Consider the following 19,550-nt stretch of genomic DNA (forward strand, 5'->3'; position numbering starts at 1 on the left):
AAGCAATGTTTGTTGGAGGATAAAATGATTGCGATTATTGATTACGGAATGGGAAATCTGAGAAGTGTTCATAAAGGTTTTGAGAAGGTTGGTGTTAAGACTGTTGTGGTTGATAGTCCCGGGCAGGTAGATGAAGCCGACGGCGTGGTTCTTCCCGGAGTGGGCGCATTTGCCGATGCCATGACCAACCTGCGGTCAGCCGGCATGGACGGCGCCATTCACCGGGCGGTTGCAGCCGGGAAGCCGTTCCTGGGTATTTGCCTGGGACAGCAGCTTCTTTTTGAAACAAGTGAGGAGTGGGGAATCAACGAGGGACTGGGTATTTTCCCGGGGCGGGTGCGCCGCTTGCCGGAAGGGTTGAAGATACCGCATATGGGCTGGAACCAGTTGGAGATACAACGCCCGGATCCGCTTCTTGCAGGGATTCCCGACCGTTCTTCATTTTACTTCGTCCATTCATATTATGTCGACCCGGCTGAGAAGGAACTGGCCCTGGCGCTGACTGAGTACGGAGTGCATTTTGCCTGTATCGTGGGAAAGGGGCATGTCTACGGAATTCAGTTCCACCCGGAAAAGAGCAGTTCCCTGGGCTTGAAAATATTAGAGAATTTTGGGAGAGTGGTTGAAGGATGTTAATTATTCCCGCAATTGACTTGCGTGCCGGCAAGTGTGTGAGGCTGGTGGAGGGCAAGTTGGATCAGGAAACAGTTTATTCTGACGACCCGGTGGCAATGGCCGTTCACTGGCAGGAACAGGGCGCCCGCTGGCTGCACGTTGTTGACTTGGACGGCGCTTTCGCAGGCGCTCCCAAGAACCTGGACGTAATCAGTGAAATACTGGCCGCCGTCAAAATGCCGGTGCAGATAGGCGGGGGTATAAGAAGCCTGGAAACAGTGGAACGCTTGCTGGAACTGGGCGCGACAAGAGTGATCCTCGGGACGGCGGCTATCTTGAAGCCGCAAATGGTTTCCGAGGCCTGCGACAAGTACGGGGAGGCTATACTGGTAGGCATTGACGGGCGAAACGGGCGTGTAGCCATTGAAGGCTGGGGTATGACTGTGAACAAGAGTACCCTGGAACTGGCCAAAGAAATACAAGACCGGGGTGTCCAGCGAGTCGTGTTTACCGATATCAGGCGTGACGGTACCCTGCAGGGACCAAACCTGGAAGCCACCGGGGAACTTGCCAGGGCTACCGGTTTAAAAGTAGTCGCCTCCGGAGGTGTTTCCACCGCGGACGACCTCAGAGCAGTGAAAAAATTAGAGCATTTGGGTGTCGATTCAGTGATCATAGGCAAGTCACTTTATGCCGGGACAGTTACCCTAAAAGAAGCGCTGGCCATTGCCGCCGGGGAAGAAGCGGAGGCGTAATTATGCTTCAGAAAAGGATTATTCCTTGTTTGGACGTTGCTAACGGCAGGGTTGTTAAAGGAACTAATTTCGTTAATTTGCGTGACGCCGGCGACCCGGTCGAGCTAGCCGCTTTTTATGACCGGGAAGGGGCGGATGAACTGATATTTTTGGATATCACCGCCTCTTTTGAGGAGCGTAAAACCACCCTTGACATGGTTTACCGCACTGCCGGCGAAGTGTTTATCCCGTACACCGTGGGTGGTGGAATCAGCACTCTGGAGGATATCCGCGCCATCCTTACGGCCGGCGCGGACAAAGTATCAGTCAATACCGCCGCGGTCAAGAATCCGAATCTGGTGGCTGAGGCAGCGGGCAGGTTCGGCAGCCAGTGTATCGTGGTTGCCATTGACGCCCGGCAGTCGGGACCGGCCAGCTGGGAGGTTTACATCCACGGGGGCCGTACTCCCACCGGGATCGATGCGCGGGAATGGGCTCAAAGAGTGGAATCACTTGGAGCCGGGGAAATAATGCTCACCAGCATGAACCGGGACGGCACTAAAGACGGGTTTGATCTCCCTTTAACCCGGACCATAGCGAGAGCGGTGAATATACCGGTAATCGCCTCCGGTGGGGTTGGTACTTTACAGCACATGGCGGAAGGTCTGACTGAAGGAGAAGCTGACGCCGCGCTGGCTGCCTCAATATTTCACTATGGTGAGTATTCGATCCGGGAGACGAAGGAATACTTGCGGTCTGTTGGCATCGCGGTGAGAATCTAGTTCACGCCCAGTGTGGCGAGTATGATAGTTTTTAGCGTAATGGGGGTTAGTTATGGATTTAAGCATGATCAAATACAACGAAGCAGGCCTTGTTCCGGCCATAGTCCAGGACGCAAATAATGGAGAGGTTTTGATGATGGCCTATATGAATCAGGCATCTTTGGAAAAGACCCTGGCCACTGGTGAAACATGGTTCTGGAGCCGCAGCAGGAAGGTCTTCTGGCATAAAGGAGAGACTTCAGGCAACGTCCAGCGGGTGAAAGAGGTGTTTTACGACTGTGACCGCGATACCCTCCTGTTTAAAGTGGAACAACAAGGGGCTGCCTGTCATGAAGGATACCGCACTTGTTTTCATTACAGGATGGAGCGGGACGGAACCGTTACCATAGTCGGCGAGAAATTGTTTGATCCGGATCAGGTTTATGGAAAGCAATCTTAAATGGAAACGAAGATAAAGCCCGTTGCGCGGCCTGCGGCCAATGCAGCGGGCTTTAACCATTACTGGGATTACGTTAATAATAAATCCATAAAATCCATCCTATCCAACGACAATTTGGGTTTGCCAACCACCTATTAGAAAATATTCATAGGATAATATGTCGAAATATGTTGTAATTAGGATAAAATTAATGTCGAAAAAATAGCAGGAAATATAGTAATAATATAGATTTATTTGTTAAAGTATGCCATGGGGGGATGGAATTGATAAAATTATGGGAAAACAAAAGAAAACTTGAGCTAATTACCCTAATTATTGCGTTATTCAGTCTGTTATGGTTCAATGTTCCGGCCGTAAAAGCGGAAGAAAAAACAGATTACCTGAACAAACCTGAAAAAGTGGGTAAAAAGTTACCGTACGGGCTTAGAGAAGAAACAAAAGCTATTCGTTTACCCTTTATTTCAGACCAGGGGAAGATTATCGACGAGGTTGTTGAAAAATATGCCAGAACATTTGGCGACTCGGTATATGTGACCAGTGACGGAAAACAAGCATACTACCTGCCCCAGTTTGATAAAAAATCGCATGACAGGGCGGAAACCATACTGTTAAAGCGAAAAACAGGGGATATAATACTGCAGCCGTTGTCAACTTTTTCACCGGGTCTCACTACAACATATCCACGGGAGACATTTGATGCAGCTGCGGAAGATACGGTGACCAAGTCCACCTATAGCGCCGGCTCCCCAAGTCGATTAAATACATTTACCGCACTGCAAGGTGATGGAACTTCGTCCAGCCCTTATTTGATTTATACCGCGCAAGATCTCGATTCGATTAGAAATACAGTTGGTGAAGCAGTTCACTACAAGTTAATGAACGATCTTGATTTATCCGTCTTCGGCCAGGAGGCAAACGGGTGGACGCCCATTGGGGACGAGGACAACCCGTTTAACGGGTACTTTGACGGCAATGGTAAAGTTATCAGCGGATTGTATGTTCGAGGCGACTTGTTCTTGGGACTGTTCGGCTGTACCAGCGATTCCAGCGAGATTAGCAACACCAATTTGGAAGACGTAAACATTGTTGGTTCAAATGATTCCGTTTTTGTCGGCGGGTTGGTTGGGGTTGCTTTTGGCAAAATAAATAACTCTTCTGTAACCGGCAACGTGTCAGGAGACAGATTCGTTGGCGGTTTGGTAGGCTGTTCAGAAGAGGGATATGTGAATTCAGATGAGGAATATGTTAATAACTCCCATACAGACGTTGGAGTGTCATGTACCGGTCTTTTCGCCGGCGGTCTGGTGGGCAGCACTGATGGAGTTGTAAGCAACTGCCACGCCACCGGCGGCGTGTCCGGCAATGAGTACGTTGGCGGACTGATCGGGTGCGCTTACAATAATGTAATCAACTCCCATGCCAACGGAACAGTGTCCGGTAATGATATATTCGTTGGCGGGCTGGTTGGCGGGTCTTTAGACGGCAATATAAATAACTCCTATGCCACCGGCACAGTGACAGGCATTGGTTTTGTCGGCGGGCTGACAGGCTATGCTCATGTTGGTGATATCAACAATTCCTATGCCACCGGTGCAGTGACAGGCATTGGTGGAGTGTCCGGTGATGATGATTACGTCGGCGGTCTGGTAGGGTGTACTTATCACAATGTGATTAATTCCCATGCCACCGGTACAGTGTCAGGCGCTGATGATTACGTTGGCGGGCTGGCAGGTGAGGTCGGTAATATAAATAAATCCTATGCCACCGGCAGAGTGACAGGTGATATTTACGTCGGCGGGCTGGCTGGTAACGCCGTTGATATAAGCAACTCCTATGCCACCGGTGCAGTGACAGGCACTGGTTTTATCGGCGGACTAACCGGTGAAACCTGCGGTAGTAATATGCATAATTCCTATGCCGCCGGGAGAGTGTCAAGCACGGGTATTTTCGTTGGCGCTCTGGTGGGCTATAATTGTTCTTCGGCAGTCATCAACAACTGCTACTGGGATATAAATACCACGGAACAAACTTCCTGCATCGGCGGCGACGGCTACGCCGGCAATTCCGGTAATAATGGAAGAACCACGGCGCAAATGAAACAGAAGGCCACATTTGACGGATGGGATTTTACCGCAATATGGGCGATAGACGAAGGTAATAGCTATCCGTACCTGCAAACAGACAACGACAAAACCGCGTTGGGCAAACGCCCCTACTGCCAATACGGAAAAGGCTCAGTCAACCTTTCCACCGGCAACTTCATCCTGGAACAAACAGACCTGGCCATTCCGTCAATAGGCCCGTCCCTGGAGTTTACCCGGTTTTACAACTCTCAGGACAACTATACAGGTCCCCAAGGCCGGGGCTGGACACATAACTACAACACAAACCTTACATTAAACGACGGGAGCGTCATTGTAGCTTATGCCGACGGTCATACCTACACCTTTACTTCTGACAATGGCGTATATACCCGTCCCCCCGGCTGCTTCGAGACAATTACCGCTGGCCCGGGCAGTGGTTACACACTCACTTTCAAGGACCAGACCAAGTACTTTTTTAACGTTGAAGGCCGGTTGACCAGTATTGCGGATAAAAACGGCAACACTCTAACCCTGACCTATACCAACGGCATTCTGACCTCAGCCGCCGAACCGGCCGGCCGCGTCCTTACCTTCACCTACGATACCGACAACCATCTGACAGGTGTAGCCGACCCTGCCGGTCGGAACGTCGCCTATACTTATGACAGCAGCGGCAACCTGGCCACAGTGCGGGATGTCCTGGGCAATATCACCCAATATAACTACGACGCGCAAGGCCTGACCGAAATTATCTCTCCCGTCGGTAATGCTCTCTTATGCAACACCTACGACAGCAACAGCAGGGTAATCAGGCAGACCGACGGCTGCGGCAGCACCACCCAGTATAGCTATGATCTGGCCAACCGGCAGACGACCGTAACCGACGCCCTGGGTAATACCAGCACTGTCACCTGGGATGAAAAGCGCCGTGGCACCGCTATCACCTACCCGGATAACAGCACCGAAATCTTTGTCTATGACAACAACAACTGCCGTACCAGAGTAACTGACGCCCTGAACCATACCACCGCCTGCGGCTATGACGATTTCGGCAATCTCCTTAATATCACCGACCCGGCTGGAAACACCACCATCATAACCTACGACGGCAGTAACAACCTCCTGTCCGTGAAGAACGCAGCCGGTAAACAAATTAATTTCACTTACGATGCAAGCAATAATTTAACCAGCATAACCGACACCTTGGGGAATACCACAACCTATACCTACGACAATAGCGGGTTACTGCTCAGCAAAACAACCCCCGCTCCTAATTCCGGCACCACCAGCTACACCTACCAAGACGGCCTGCTGAAAACCGTCACCGACCCGGCGGGAAACACCACCACGTACGATTATGACGAGGCCGGACGGCCAGTCACCATCACCGACGCCGAAGGCAAACAAACCGTCATGTCTTATAACGCTGCAGACAACCCGGTCGCTGTCACCGACCCCCTGGGAAACACCACAAGTGTCACTTACGATTGGCGCGGCGACATACTCACGAAAACTGACGCTAAGGGTTATATCACCAATTACGCATACAACGGCAACGGAAAACTTATCAGTATAATTGACGCCTTAAACCACGAGACCAGTTATGGATACGACGCGGAAAACCGCCTGGTAACAATCACCGACCCACGCGGGAACACGAGCACTTACAGCTATGACGCCTTGGGCAGACTCACCGGCGTTACCGATCCCCTTGGCAACACAATCACCAACCATTACGATGCCGCAGGCAATCTAACCGGAAAAACCGATGCCCTGGGTAAACAAATCCTCACCGTCAGCTATGATCCGTTGAACAACCCCGAAAACATCAGTGATGCCCTGGGGAACACCACTAACAATGAATACGACAGCCTGAGCCGCTTGGTTAAAGTAACCAATCCATTGGAGCAGAGCACCCAATTTTATTACGACGACCTGAACAGATTGAAAACAACCGCAGATGCCCTGAACGGCCAGGGCAGCCAGGATTTTGACGCCCACGGCAACCGGACGGCCATGGTAGACCCTAACAGCAACGAGACAAGCTTCAACTATGACCCTGCCGACTGCCTGACCGGCAGAACCACCGCCGCTTCCGGCAGCACCACCCTGGCTTATAATGCCAGGAACCTGGTAGCGCATAAAACCAACGCCAGAGGCCAGACAACCACTTGCGAATATGACGCCGCCGGCCGCCTGGTCAGCCTCACCAGTTCCGACGGGACAGTGACCCTTACCTACGACCAAAACGGCAACATGCTAACCGCCACCGACAGCAGCGGCGCAACCGAACGCTGGTATGACGCTTTAAACCGCTTGGTCAAATACATGGACATTCAGGGTAACATTATTGAATACGCTTACGACGCAGCCGGTAACCTGATTACCCTCACCTATCCTGGGGGCCGGCGCGTTAACTACGAATACGATGACGACAATCAGTTAGTGAAAGTAACCGACTGGGCAGGCCGGATCACCACCTACGAGTACGACCCCAACGGCAGGCTCGTGCGGACAGTTCACCCGAACGGCACGGAGACGACCCGCGCATATGACGACACCGGCCGGCTGGCGCAGCAAAAAGATAAAAATACAGGCGACAGTATCATCAGCCAGTACGATTACACCTACGACCCTGCAGGAAATCTAACCGAAGAGAAGAATTCCAACGAAACAGGGCAATTAACCATGGACGACACCGCCTTGACCTACGCTGCCGATAACCGCCTGGCTACGTATAACGGACAGACCGTCCTATACGACGCCGACGGTAATATGACAAAAGGGCCCCTGGCCGGCAACATGGTCAACTTCACCTATGACACCCGCGGCCGGCTGACCGGGGCGGGGAATATCACATACACTTACGATGCCGTTAACAACCGCGTCCGGGCCAGCAACGGAGACCGTCAAACCAGCTACACAGTCAATCCGAACGCCCGCTTAAGCCAAGTATTAGTCCAAAGAGACGAAGAAAACAAACAGACCTTTTACATCTACGGCCTGGGCCTAATCGGCCAGGAAGATCAAGGAGGAGAATACCGCAGCTACCACTTCGACATGCGGGGTAGCACCATCGCCCTGACGGATGACAACGGCCAGGTGACCGACCGCTTCCAGTACGCCCCTTATGGAGAATTAATCTACCGGAGCGGAAACACCGCAACGCCGTTCCTGTTTAACGGCCGTTACGGCGTTATGACTGATGCCAGTGACCTGTACTACATGCGGGCGCGCTATTACAACCCGGTTGCCAAAAGGTTCCTGAGCCCAGACACGTTAACTGGTCAAGTTAGCAACCCGCAGTCGCAGAACCGGTATATTTACTGCGAGGGTAACCCGGTATTGCTTGTAGATCCAACGGGGCATAGAAGTGGAAGAATTTACTGGGCAGCCAATGTGGATTTTGCAAATTATAACTATGAGGAGTTATATGAACAGTATATTACCTTAGAAGAACAGATACAGAATGAAACAGATATCTTGAATGGAGATTATAATTGGTGGGATAAAGATATTGCAGAATATAATTTGTCAGTGTATTCGGACCAGATTAAAGTACTAAATGAATTACTCATCATTAAAGGAAACTATTCTCAAGAGGAACAAGACTTCGCCCAACTGGCCCTGCAAAGCCTAATTGATGAGGAAACTAGAACTGACATTGATGAAGCTAGTGGAATTGTTTTGGGAATGTATGGGTGAAAGGGAACCAAGGGACAGTTACACCATATTGCTTCTGATAAGGCGATCCAAAGTGGGTTTACGGAAAAATTTGAGCAAATATTTAATAGAGCTGGAATGAGCCTACAAAATGAAAAGAATATATTTTTCTTAGAGGGACATGTGGGAAGACATTCATTAAAATATCGTCAATATGTACTAAGGCGACTTAATGAAGCTACTATGGACCTCTCTGGAGAAGACTATAAAAATGCATTACTAAAGGAATTAGATGAATTAAAAGATGAACTCATTAAAAATCCGGATATTGTAAAAGGAGTTGGTTTGCCATGAAAAAATGGTATGATCCCCTCGAATGTGATAACATTGTTGAAAACCCTTTTATAGCAGATACCGTTGTTCTTAAAGGAGTAGAGGAATTTGAACTTGTTAGAGGACAATTGATAGAGAAGTGGGATAAATCAGCATGGTTTCAAGCCAGCGAACCAAAATACGATGGAGATCCCGATGATGTCCTTCAGAATGCCATTAGTCCACCAATCTACTCGGCCCGTTTGCGCAAAGCTTTGGATAATGCAGGTGTTACTGGCATACAATACCTACCTGTGCATGTGCTCCGTCCTGACGGCTCGCCTATAGAAGGTTTTGCCATTGCTAACATCTTGAATCTTCTACCGGCTTTAGATTTCGAGAAATCCGACTATGATGTATTTGAAGACGATTACTTTTTGCCGGAACGAAGGGGTAAAGTACGGTGTATCCGTAAACCAGTTCTACGTAGGACAATTATTGAAGGATATGATATCTTCCGACTAATGGAGTTTAAGCAATATATAATTGTTTCCGATCGTTTTAGAAATATTTTTGTGGCCAACGGTTTCACTGGATACTCTTTCCACCAGGTGTATACGTCGTAAAATAATATAAATTTAACGAGTAACAACTAGCGAGGTGAAAATAATGTTTAAATCCAGTTCTTATATTAGAATGATAGTCCTTTTTTTGCTCATTCATCTATCTGCATCCTTACAGGCAAGTGCTGCAGTTTATAAATATGATGCCCTTAACCGCTTAACCTCGGTAACCTACCCAAATGGCCAAAAGATAGACTATACATATGATCCCGGGGGCAACATGCTTAGCGTTAGCCACCATTCGTCATCGGATACGACCCCGCCAACTGTTAAGAATACTAATCCTGCCGATGGTGCTACAGATGTATCTGTAAGCGCATCTGTATACGTTACCTTTTCCGAAACGGTAGTTGAGGACGTATACTTCAAAGATATCAACATTAGAAATACTAGTGACAATTCAGTAGTCAACTATATATACAATATTAACAACGATATGCTCACTATTGATCCCATAAGTGACTTCAGCAGCAGCAGTGTAACTTACGCGGTTTATGTCCCCGCTGGCGCTGTAAAAGATAGAGCCGGCAACTCTCTGGAAAATGATTATGTCTTTACTTTTACAACAGTCGAGGAGCATACAAGCGGTTTCACCCTCACCGCTCCCAACGGCGGCGAGAACTGGCCGGCGGGAGCCACCAAACAAATCACCTGGAGTTACGCCGGGGAAGGGTGTCCGACAGACGCCAGGCTGTCCCTATACAAAGGCGGCGTGTTCCAGAAAGTCATAGTCAGCAGCGTCACCCCGGAATCCGGCACATACAGCTGGACAATCCCCGGCAGCCAGGCAGCCGGGGACGATTACCAGATCAGGATCACCAGCAACACCGACACAAACGTGTACGATCTGAGCGACGCCAACTTCACCATCAGCAAGCCCATCACCCTCACCAGCCCCAACGGCGGCGAGAACTGGCAGGCGGGAGCAGCCAAAGAGCTCACCTGGACTTACGCCGGAGAAGGGTGTCCGACAGACGCCAGGCTGTCCCTATACAAAGGCGGCGTGTTCCAGAAAGTCATAGTCAGCAGCGTCACCCCGGAATCCGGCACATACAGCTGGACAATCCCCGGCAGCCAGGCAGCCGGTAACGATTACCAGATCAGGATTACCAGCAACAGCGACACAAATGTATACGATCTAAGCGACGCCACCTTCACCATCAATTCGTCACCTTAGTATGCGATAGTATTTGAGATAGCTACGGATTCTATCGGGAAAGAAGGAAGACATGGGAAGATTGGAAAAGACACTGGCTACTGGTGAAACCTGGTTCTGGAGCCGCAGCAGGAAGGTCTTCTGGCATAAAGGAGAGACTTCAGGCAACATACAGCGGGTAAAAGAGGTATTCTACGACTGCGACCGCGATACACTCCTGCTTTAGGTGGAACAACAAGGGGCGGCCTGTCATGAAGGATACCGCACCTGTTTTCATTGCCGGTTGGAGCAGGACGGAACCGTTGCCATAGTCGGCGAGAAATTGTTTGATCCGGATCAGGTTTATGGAAAGCAATCTTAAGTGAAAACGAAGATAAAGCCCGTTGCGTGGCCTGCGGCCGGATGCAGCGGGCTTTTGTGCCTCTTTCTAAGTTTACCGGCTTGACTATCTTTTTTTAATCGTATTATAATAAACATTATTTCATAATTATTTGGGGGCATTCTATGTCGTTGTATCGTTTCGCGGGTAGAGAGCCGGTAATTGGCGCGGGAAGTTATGTGAGCGAGTTGGCCATGGTTATCGGTGACGTTCAAATTGGTGAAAATAGTTACATAGGACACGGAGCCATTCTCAGGGGAGATTACGGCACTATTGTCATCGGTTCGGGTACGGCGATTGAGGAAGGTACGGTTATACACGCGCCGCCTTGCGGTACCTGCCGGATTGGGCGGAGTGTAACCGTAGGGCACGGCGCGATAATTCACGCGGAAGATATTGAAGATTATGCTGTCATCGGAATGGGCGCCATTTTGAGTCTTCATGCCAAAGTTGGTAGTTGGGCTATTATCGCTGAGGGAAGTGTTGTTAAGAGTCATCAGAGTGTGCCCGAAAAAGTCGTTGTAGCCGGTAACCCGGCCCGTATAATGAGGAATGTTGAACCCCGGGACATTGAGTTTTGGACGTGGGGCAAACAACTTTATGTTGATCTGGCTCAACAATACTTGCGTAACGGAATGGAAAAAATAGATTAGCTGCCGAGGTGTAATAGATGCCGCGACCGCCAAAATACAGGAGAGTCGAGCAGTTGCCACAGTTCACTTATTTCAAACCTTCCGGAATTCCAATGTCGGAACTTTTAGAAATACACTTAACGGTTGAGGAACTGGAAGCAATTCGCCTTAGAGATTTGGAAGGACTGGAATATGAAGAATGCAGTGAGAAAATGTCTGTTTCCCGGCCTACTTTTTACAGGATAATCACTGCCGCCAGGAAAAAAATAGCCGGCGCGTTGGTGAAAGGGTCTGCATTAAGAGTAACCGGCGGAAATTTCAAACTGGCCAAGTTTGAATTAGCCTGTAAAAATTGTGGCCACCATTGGGAAGATATTATTTGCTGCCGTCGCACCAGATGCCCGGCATGTAACGCAAACAATTGGCACCGGGTGAATTAATTAAATCAATAGCCCTCGTTTCACCGAAAGGTGAAATCCGAGGGCTTCTTTGCTTATTATGTCAATCTGTATGTCAACGCTTACCGAATGACAACCCGGTATTCACGCAGCCAGGTATCCACCTGGGCCAGGTAGGCGAGAAGCTGGGGACCGCGCATAAGCTGGCCGAACCACGGCCGGTCAAAGACCATGTCGCTGGATTGTACCATGGAACGAAGTTTAGCGGTATTTACCAACAGATGCAAGGGTGAGGTGCGATCATCAAGGATGCTTAAGACCCATTCCTTGACAGCAGTCAAGTAGGCGGGGTTATGTGTCTTCGGATACGGGCTCTTGCGCCGTGTCAGCACGTCGTCCGGCAGAACGCCTTTTAACGCCCGGCGCAAGATACCCTTTTCCATTCCATCACAGGTTTTCATGGACCAGGGAATGTTCCAGGCGTATTCAGCCAGTCGGTGGTCGCAATACGGCACTCTTACTTCAAGGCCGTTCGACATGCTCATGCGGTCTTTGCGGTCAAGCAGCGTGGGCATAAACCGGGTTATACACAAGTAAAATATTTTGCGTATGCGGGCTTCGGCCGGCTGTTCACCAGAGAGGCGGGGTACCTCCGACAAAGCCTCCCGGTAACGTTCCTCAATGTATTCTTCAGGCTTGATCAGTTCAACCAGTTCGGGCGAGAGCAAGCCGGTCCTGTCCCGGACCATGCTAATCCATGGAAAAGTTTCGGATTCTAACATTTCTTTATTGTGAAACCAGGGATACCCGCCAAATATTTCGTCAGCTGATTCACCGGAGAGGGCGACTGTGGCCCCTTTTTTTATCTCATGGCAGAACAGATAGAGAGAGGAGTCTACGTCGGCCATGCCGGGCAAGTCGTTTGCCCGCACGGCTGATACTAACGCCTCGGCCAATTGAGGAGTGTCAATTAAGATTCTGTGGTGGATTGTACCGAAGGAATCGGAAACACGTTTCACCCAAGGTTCGTCAGCGCTGGTTTCAAAGCGGTTCGGTTGAAAATGATGGTCGTTGCCAACATAGTCAACTGAATAGGTATGAAGCGGTTCGAGTCCGGCTTTTTTGAACGCCCTAGCGGCAAGCGCCGTGATCGCGCTTGAATCGAGACCGCCTGACAGGAGTGTGCAGACTGGCACGTCCGCGACAAGCTGGCGTTCAACTGTATCCTGAAAGAGTTCCCGCACGTGAGCGGCTGTGGTGTCCAAGTCGTCTTCGTGGCGCTGGCTTTCCAGCGCCCAGTACCGTTGTATTTGGACCCCGCTGCGGCTGTATGTCAGGCAATGTCCCGGCCTCAGTTCCGCTACCCCATGGAAGATTCCGTGCCCCGGCGTGCGGGACGGCCCCATGACAAAAATTTCGGCTAGTCCTTCTGCACCGACTTCGGGACGGACCTCCGGGTGGGCAAGCAGCGCTTTCAATTCAGAGCCGAAGATAAAGGCGCTGCCGCGCTGGGTATAGAATAGCGGCTTGACGCCAAGACGGTCACGGGCGAGGAAAAGGCTCTGTTCGGATTCATCCCAAATCGCGAACGCGAAAATACCGTTAAACCGTTCCACGCAAGCGGGACCCCATTCCATGAAAGCGAACAAAAGCGCTTCAGTGTCTGAGTTTTTCGTAAGGAAATTATAGCCCCGTGTTTCCAACTCCCGCCGCAAATCAAGCGTGTTGTACAACTCACCGTTATAGGTGATTGTGTATGTGTGCTCCCCGCGCCGGCGGGTCATCGGTTGTCCGCCGCCCGACGGGTCAACCACAACCAGCCGGCGGTGGCCTAACGCGGCGCGCGTCGAAAGCCACACTCCGGCGGCGTCCGGCCCGCGGTAGGCTAATGTTTCAATCATTGATTCCAGAGTATGGCGCTGTTGATTAAGGTCCTTTTCCCAGTCTATCCAACCAGTTATCCCGCACATCAGGCTTTCACGCTCCTTTTTATTCTTAAAACCATATCTCTTAATGCTTAAAAAAATAATGAAAGGGGACACACCTCCCTTTAGGGTCTATCTTTGGGGTCGGAGGAATGTCCCCAACGAGTTTATTGGCAGAATCTGGTCCGCAAAATAAATAAAGCGCACGGAGTAAATGAATTACTCACGGCGCCGTTGCCCGAGCTTCATGTTATTGTCGTACAACAATAATATATTCGGGCCAAATTTTAATGTGCTATTAAGTTAGTCTTTTTAGATTGTATTCAAGAGCTGTTCTTTTAGCTCAAAGTACCGGGCAGTATTTAACAGCCCGTTTTGCGCCTCCCGGTGGTCGAATCCATAAGCCCTCCGGCTTACTGCGAGGACCGGCGGGGCTTGAATTCTTTTGGCGACAGCCATGCCGGTATATAGTTTCCACCAGCGCTCCAGGTCGGCGATAAATTCGCGGGCGCTGGGGAAAAGCTGTTTGGTCAGGCCGGGCTGACAGCCGATTTTTTCTTCCAGGACGCCTTGCCTGTACCAGTCCAGGATATCTTCAGGCGCCGACCTGTTCCAATCTTCCATAAAGGCGTGAAACAAGTAATCATGGTACGGATAAAAAATCGGGTCGCCCTTGCCCTGTTCCACGGCTTGATCAAAGGAAAGTTCCGCGCTGGGAACGATATCAATGGTTTTTTGAGGGATGACTTCTCTCTGGTAAATATGTTCGTTTAAATAACCGGCCAGAGCGTAGACCTGGTGTTTCCACAGATCAGCCAGTGCGGCCAGGAAACCGCCCAGATCCCCGTATAGTGTGGAGTAACCGACTGTCATTTCACTTTTATTGGCGTTGCAAACGAAACCGCCGCCAAAGGCTGCCGCCAGCCCGGCCAGAACCCGGGATGAACGGTCGCGGGCCTGGATATTTTCGGCCGCGAAAGGAGTGACGGTGAGGTTGAATTGACGGCCGTTTTTGAGATTGACAACCGGAGTATCGTTGATTTGTTTAATAGTGTAATCGACTGATTCCTGAATAGGCATGACTGTATATTGACAGCTTAGATTCTGGGCTAGTTTTGCGGCTAAATCCTTGGTGGTCGGGGAGTTGTATATGCTTGGCATATTTACCAGGAGGATGTTTTCCGGTCCCAGCACCTTTGTATACAAAGCGGCGCTGACAGCTGAGTCGATGCCGCCCGAAGCGCCGATTACCACTTTCTCAATGCCTATTGAACGTGCGAATTTATCTATCCCGTAATTAAGAGCCTGGTAAACGCTGTCCATACCCCGGTCGTCGGGTACTGTGACCGGAGAATGATCCTCTCCCTTTTGGGTTAAGTCCAGGTCAATACATTTTAATGTCTGGGTGAAAGGTTGGCAGTAGTCAATTATTTCACCCTTACCGTTATATACGGTGCTGAAACCGTCAAATGTATAGACAGTTTTGCCGTTATTTTGCGTTCCTACGTTATTCACATAAATTAAAGGAACACTGGTGCTTTCAACCTGCTTGGAAAAGACCCGGTTGCGCTTGTTGTTTTTGCCTAGGGTGAACGGTGAAGCGGATATGTTCACAAACAGGTGCACAGGCCCATTCTGGTGAACGGCCGCTATGGTTTTAACGCTGTAGTCCTCGCTCCAGCCGTCTTCGCAAAGAATGCAGCCAAGATTGACAGATTCCCCGGCTATGTTCATATGCACCGGTTGAAGCATGTCCTCGACACTTTTCCCCAGTTCCGGGGCCAGCTTGCGCAGGCTGTAGAAATGTCGGGTGTCGTCAAATTCCCTGTAATTTGGTTGTAATGTTTTGATCCGGAAAGGGTAGGGGAAATTCTCGTCTCCATGCAGTTTGCCATTCTGGGCGATGAAAAACGCGTTGTACTTGCGCACTCTGCCGTCGTCACCTGTTTTGTCCCAGTCTATTCCCACATTGCCGAATAACACGCATAAGTCGTGGGAAGCTTCTGTAATTATACGGCCATGTCTTTCGCAATCCCGGAGAAAGGCTTGTTGTTCCCATGTGTCTCCGATTAAATAACCAGGTATGCACATTTCCGGAAATATGGCTATTTGTGCCTGCCGCATACGTGCTTCTTCCAGCATCTTCAGCATCGTCCGGGTATTTAAATCCGGTCTCCCGGGTATTACCTCCATTTGGCCCAAAGCTATTCTCAGCAAAAACCTCACCTCTGTCCAGCATATTCCTTTACATTTTAACACTCAGCAGGAATTGATCAAGCGGTAAACACGTGCAAACGGGCAACAATAAGAAGGGTTATTACGGACATTTTTGGTTGCCCTAATCAGGAGAACGGTATAGGATTATAATAACAATTATAAATAAAACGATACCCGTTATCAGATCCAAGTTTCATTTGATTTTTTTCTATATGGGTATAAAGTTTTTGGGAAAGGGTATAGTTATGGACCTAATTGCTAATTTGAACCAACCGCAGGTTGAGGCCGTTACCAGCGGGGACGGGCCGCTTTTGGTACTGGCCGGAGCGGGGAGCGGAAAAACCAGGGTTTTAACAAGCAGGGTGGCGTACCTTTTAAAGGAAAAACGGGTACAGCCGCACCGTATTCTGGCGATTACCTTTACGAATAAGGCCGCCCAGGAGATGAGGGAGCGGATCAATTCGATAGTTCCCGATGCGGCCCGCGACTTGTGGATCTGCACCTTCCACGCCGCTTGTGTGCGTATTTTGCGACGCCAGGAAGAATTTTTCGGGCGTAACCGGAATTTTGTGATTTATGACGCGGATGACCAGTTAACTTTAATTAAAGACTGTCTTAAAGAGTTGAATTTGGACGATAAAAAGTACCCGCCCAGGTCGGTAGCCTGGTCCGTATCCCAAGCAAAGAACCAGTTGGTCGACGCTGTCGATTTTGAGCGCCAGGCGATCAATCCCTTCAGCAAAAAGGTTTCCGAGGTGTATTATCTGTACTCGGAAAAACTTCGCCGCAACAATGCCGTTGATTTTGATGACTTAATCTTTTTCACGGTCAGGTTGTTCCAGAGTTATCCGCAAGTTTTGTCTTATTATCAGGATCGATTCCGTTACATCCTGGTTGACGAATACCAGGATACCAACCATGCCCAGTATGTGCTGGTAAACTTGCTGGCCGGAGTTCACCGGAACTTGTTTGTGGTGGGTGACCCTGACCAGGGGATTTACGGCTGGCGGGGGGCGGACATTAAAAATATTATGAGCTTTGAAAGGGATTATCCGGATGCTCATGTGGTCACCCTCGAGCAGAACTACCGCTCCACCAGTTCTATCCTGGAAGCAGCCAACGAGATTATCCGGAACAATCCCGGCCGCAAGGAGAAGAGCCTGTGGACGGCTGCCGGTACGGGTGCGCCACTGGTAGCCTGCTGCGGTACGGACGAGCGCGATGAAGCTGATTATGTGGCTGGACAAATCCTTTTTCTAAAAGACCGCGAAGAAAAATATTATAAAGATTTTGCCGTGCTTTTCCGCACCCATGCCCAATCCCGGGTGATTGAAGAAATATTCGTGCGGGCTGGCCTGCCGTACACTATTATTGGTGGTTTGAAATTCTACGATCGCAAGGAAATAAAGGATATCATGGCTTATCTCAGGGTGATTCTCAACCATTTCGATTCAGTCGGTCTTGCCCGGATTATCAACGTGCCAAAGCGCGGTATCGGGCAGGCATCTTTTAGTAAAATCACTGCCTTTGCCAGTGAGCTGAATATCAGCCCGGTTGAGGCGCTCGAAAGGGCTGCTGAAATTCCCGGACTGTCAGGCAAGGTTCGCCATAAAGGAAAGGAACTGGGGGAGTTAATCCGGTACCTGTCTGAGCAATTAAATCAAATCAGCGTCACTGAGTTGACGCGGGTGGTGATGGAGCAGACGGGTTACCGGCAGGAACTGCTGGAAGAAAACACGGTGGATTCACGAACCAGGTTGGAAAACCTTGATGAATTGCTTTCTGCCACCGGTGAATTTGACCAGGAGGCTGATGAAAACACACTGCAGGGATTTTTGGAAAATGTTGCGTTAGTTACAGATACTGATAAGTATGATCAAAGTACTGACCAAGTGACGCTGATGACGCTGCATAGCGCTAAAGGGCTTGAGTTTCCGGTGGTTTTTATAACCGGCATGGAAGAAGGGATTTTCCCCCACTCTCGCGCTTTAACGGAACCAGGTGAGTTGGAAGAGGAAAGGCGGCTTTGCTATGTAGGTATAACCAGGGCTATGGAGCGGCTTTACCTGACTCGTTGCTGGAAGCGAAACATTTACGGCGCCATGAAATATAACCCGCCGTCACGTTTTCTTGAAGAAATACCGCCGCATTTGTTGAACGGGGATAACCGGATCAACGGAGATGATTTCACGAATGAGAATGAATGGCAACAAAAGACGACTCGATCAAGTTTTGCCGGCGCACCGGCACATTTTAAGCCAAAGGTAAGCCGGACTTTGAATACTGCTGGACAACTGGAAATGGGTGACAAAGTCAAACATAAAAAGTGGGGTATTGGTACTATTGTGGGTATTCAAGGTGAGGGAGAAGACATTGTATTTCAGGTGGCCTTTCCCGGGGAAGGTATAAAGGATTTAATGGCCCGGTACGCTCCACTGGAAAAAGCAAATTAGTAAAATACAGGAGTCAGAATTCAGGAGTCAGGAGTCAGAATGGGAATGGGCTTATTGTCTTGAAACATTCTGAATTCTGACTCCTGACTCCTGACTACTTTAAATTAACAAATACAGAATTAATTATCTATGATAAAATGAATTTGTATAATTATGGATAAGGAAACAATCGGTAATAATATTGGTGTTAATATAATGGAGGTGCTATGGATCGTCTCCTGATCGTCGCTGCACTTACTGCTGTAATACATATGATCAATACCCTGACTTACTCGGTGCGTCTGTCCGGCGTGCGCACACGCAGGTTAGCCACCGCTATTTCTTTATTTAACGTTATTTTTTTGCTGGCGAGCACCGCCAATACAATCCAGGGGCCGCTTCTTTCATCAATTGTCGAGCGGGCAATCAACACCGGTGAAGCTCAGATTATCGGCAAAATTCCGGGTGACCAGCTCATTAACCAGCCGGTTTACATGGAACAGCTTGCCTTGCTTGATCATGACATCCGTTTTGTTATTGCCGCGGCCACGGTGGGGACTATTGTTGGAACTGCTTTAATCCCGGCATTTGTGCATATTTTTATACGTGCCATTTTCCTTTTTGAAGAGAGTGGTTCTGTTCCCCGGATGATTGGCATGGTGATCATCTCACCACGCCGGTTGTTCAGTCTTTCCCGGCAGTTCTATCTGCCCCGGAGGAATTCATTTAAGTCGTTGACGTTACGCCGGATAGCTTTGCCGAAAACTTTTCTGTTTCTGAATATTATCGTAACGGGGGTCTATACCACCGGAGTACTGTCATCCTTATACGCAGGGGCGCTTTTCCCCGACTATCGCTCAACGGCTGCTCTCCTTTCCGCAGTGATTAACGGCATTGCCACTGTGCTCGCGGCAACCGTTGTGGACCCTACGGCGGCGTCCATTACTGATCAAGCGATAAGGGGAGAGCGTAGTGAAGACGATGTCAAACAAATGGCTCTTTATCTTTCCGTTACCCGGTTTTTGGGTACGATTTTCGCGCAGGCAATCTTTTTGCCGTCCGCTTACTTTATTAAGTACGTTGCAACATGGCTGGCCTGATTAGTGGTTGGCTATTGGCTGTTGGTGGTTAGTAATCTTTAACAAGTAGCCGGATTTTT

14 protein-coding genes and 1 pseudogene are annotated in these 19,550 nt (G+C 49.5%); 13 read left to right on the forward strand and 2 right to left on the reverse strand.

The window, feature by feature from the left end:
• Window positions 1-24 precede the first annotated feature (24 nt).
• The 11 genes and pseudogenes from hisH (at window position 25) to L7E55_RS02515 (ending at window position 11,859) form a co-directional block, all read left to right on the forward strand.
• Complete coding sequence (gene hisH, locus L7E55_RS02465) at window positions 25-636, forward strand: imidazole glycerol phosphate synthase subunit HisH (protein ID WP_277442422.1); 612 nt, start codon at window positions 25-27, stop codon at window positions 634-636.
• A complete protein-coding gene (gene hisA / locus L7E55_RS02470; RefSeq protein WP_277442423.1) occupies window positions 630-1,370 on the forward strand; it encodes a 1-(5-phosphoribosyl)-5-[(5-phosphoribosylamino)methylideneamino]imidazole-4-carboxamide isomerase in 741 nt (246 codons plus the stop codon). The genes hisH and hisA overlap by 7 nt, the downstream gene beginning before the upstream one ends.
• A 2-nt stretch (window positions 1,371-1,372) precedes the next feature.
• Window positions 1,373-2,131, forward strand: a complete 759-nt coding sequence (hisF, locus tag L7E55_RS02475; RefSeq protein ID WP_277442424.1) for an imidazole glycerol phosphate synthase subunit HisF — start codon at window positions 1,373-1,375, stop codon at window positions 2,129-2,131.
• A gap of 52 nt (window positions 2,132-2,183) precedes the next feature.
• Window positions 2,184-2,570: a phosphoribosyl-AMP cyclohydrolase gene (gene hisI / locus L7E55_RS02480; protein WP_277442426.1), complete on the forward strand. Its 387-nt coding sequence runs from the start codon at window positions 2,184-2,186 to the stop codon at window positions 2,568-2,570.
• A gap of 263 nt (window positions 2,571-2,833) precedes the next feature.
• Complete coding sequence (locus L7E55_RS02485; protein WP_277442427.1) at window positions 2,834-8,359, forward strand: GLUG motif-containing protein; 5,526 nt, start codon at window positions 2,834-2,836, stop codon at window positions 8,357-8,359.
• An 18-nt stretch (window positions 8,360-8,377) separates the two neighbouring features.
• Window positions 8,378-8,671: pseudogene (locus L7E55_RS02490) on the forward strand (AHH domain-containing protein); the annotation flags it as partial.
• On the forward strand, window positions 8,668-9,255 hold the full coding sequence (locus L7E55_RS02495) for an imm11 family protein (RefSeq protein WP_277442428.1): 588 nt from the start codon (window positions 8,668-8,670) through the stop codon (window positions 9,253-9,255). The pseudogene L7E55_RS02490 and the gene L7E55_RS02495, both read left to right, overlap by 4 nt.
• 217 nt (window positions 9,256-9,472) lie before the next feature.
• Window positions 9,473-10,429, forward strand: a complete 957-nt coding sequence (locus L7E55_RS02500; protein ID WP_277442429.1) for a Ser-Thr-rich GPI-anchored membrane family protein — start codon at window positions 9,473-9,475, stop codon at window positions 10,427-10,429.
• Between the two features lie 52 nt (window positions 10,430-10,481).
• Entirely contained in the window at window positions 10,482-10,634 is a 153-nt protein-coding gene (locus tag L7E55_RS17565; protein ID WP_338091147.1) for a phosphoribosyl-AMP cyclohydrolase, read from the forward strand.
• A 278-nt stretch (window positions 10,635-10,912) separates the two neighbouring features.
• Window positions 10,913-11,440, forward strand: coding sequence for a gamma carbonic anhydrase family protein (locus tag L7E55_RS02510; RefSeq protein WP_277442430.1), 528 nt, complete (start codon window positions 10,913-10,915; stop codon window positions 11,438-11,440).
• 17 nt (window positions 11,441-11,457) lie between these two features.
• Entirely contained in the window at window positions 11,458-11,859 is a 402-nt protein-coding gene (locus L7E55_RS02515) for a DUF134 domain-containing protein (RefSeq protein WP_277442431.1), read from the forward strand.
• Between the two features lie 80 nt (window positions 11,860-11,939).
• On the opposite strand, the gene asnB is transcribed toward L7E55_RS02515, so the two are convergent.
• Together asnB and nadE are read right to left on the reverse strand one after the other, a co-directional pair.
• The gene (gene asnB / locus L7E55_RS02520; RefSeq protein WP_277442581.1) at window positions 11,940-13,787 is read right to left on the reverse strand and encodes an asparagine synthase (glutamine-hydrolyzing); all 1,848 of its coding nucleotides are present in this window, start codon (window positions 13,785-13,787) and stop codon (window positions 11,940-11,942) included.
• Window positions 13,788-14,054: 267 nt separating this feature from the next.
• A complete protein-coding gene (nadE, locus tag L7E55_RS02525; RefSeq protein ID WP_420851998.1) occupies window positions 14,055-15,935 on the reverse strand; it encodes an NAD(+) synthase in 1,881 nt (626 codons plus the stop codon).
• A 269-nt stretch (window positions 15,936-16,204) separates the two neighbouring features.
• Here nadE and pcrA point away from each other — a divergent pair, with 269 nt between their 5' ends.
• Entirely contained in the window at window positions 16,205-18,412 is a 2,208-nt protein-coding gene (pcrA, locus tag L7E55_RS02530; RefSeq protein WP_277442433.1) for a DNA helicase PcrA, read from the forward strand.
• Between the two features lie 206 nt (window positions 18,413-18,618).
• A complete protein-coding gene (locus L7E55_RS02535) occupies window positions 18,619-19,491 on the forward strand; it encodes a lipid II flippase Amj family protein (protein WP_277442434.1) in 873 nt (290 codons plus the stop codon).
• Window positions 19,492-19,550: the final 59 nt, after the last annotated feature.

This window comes from Pelotomaculum isophthalicicum JI (assembly GCF_029478095.1).
GTDB lineage: Bacteria > Bacillota > Desulfotomaculia > Desulfotomaculales > Pelotomaculaceae > Pelotomaculum_D > Pelotomaculum_D isophthalicicum.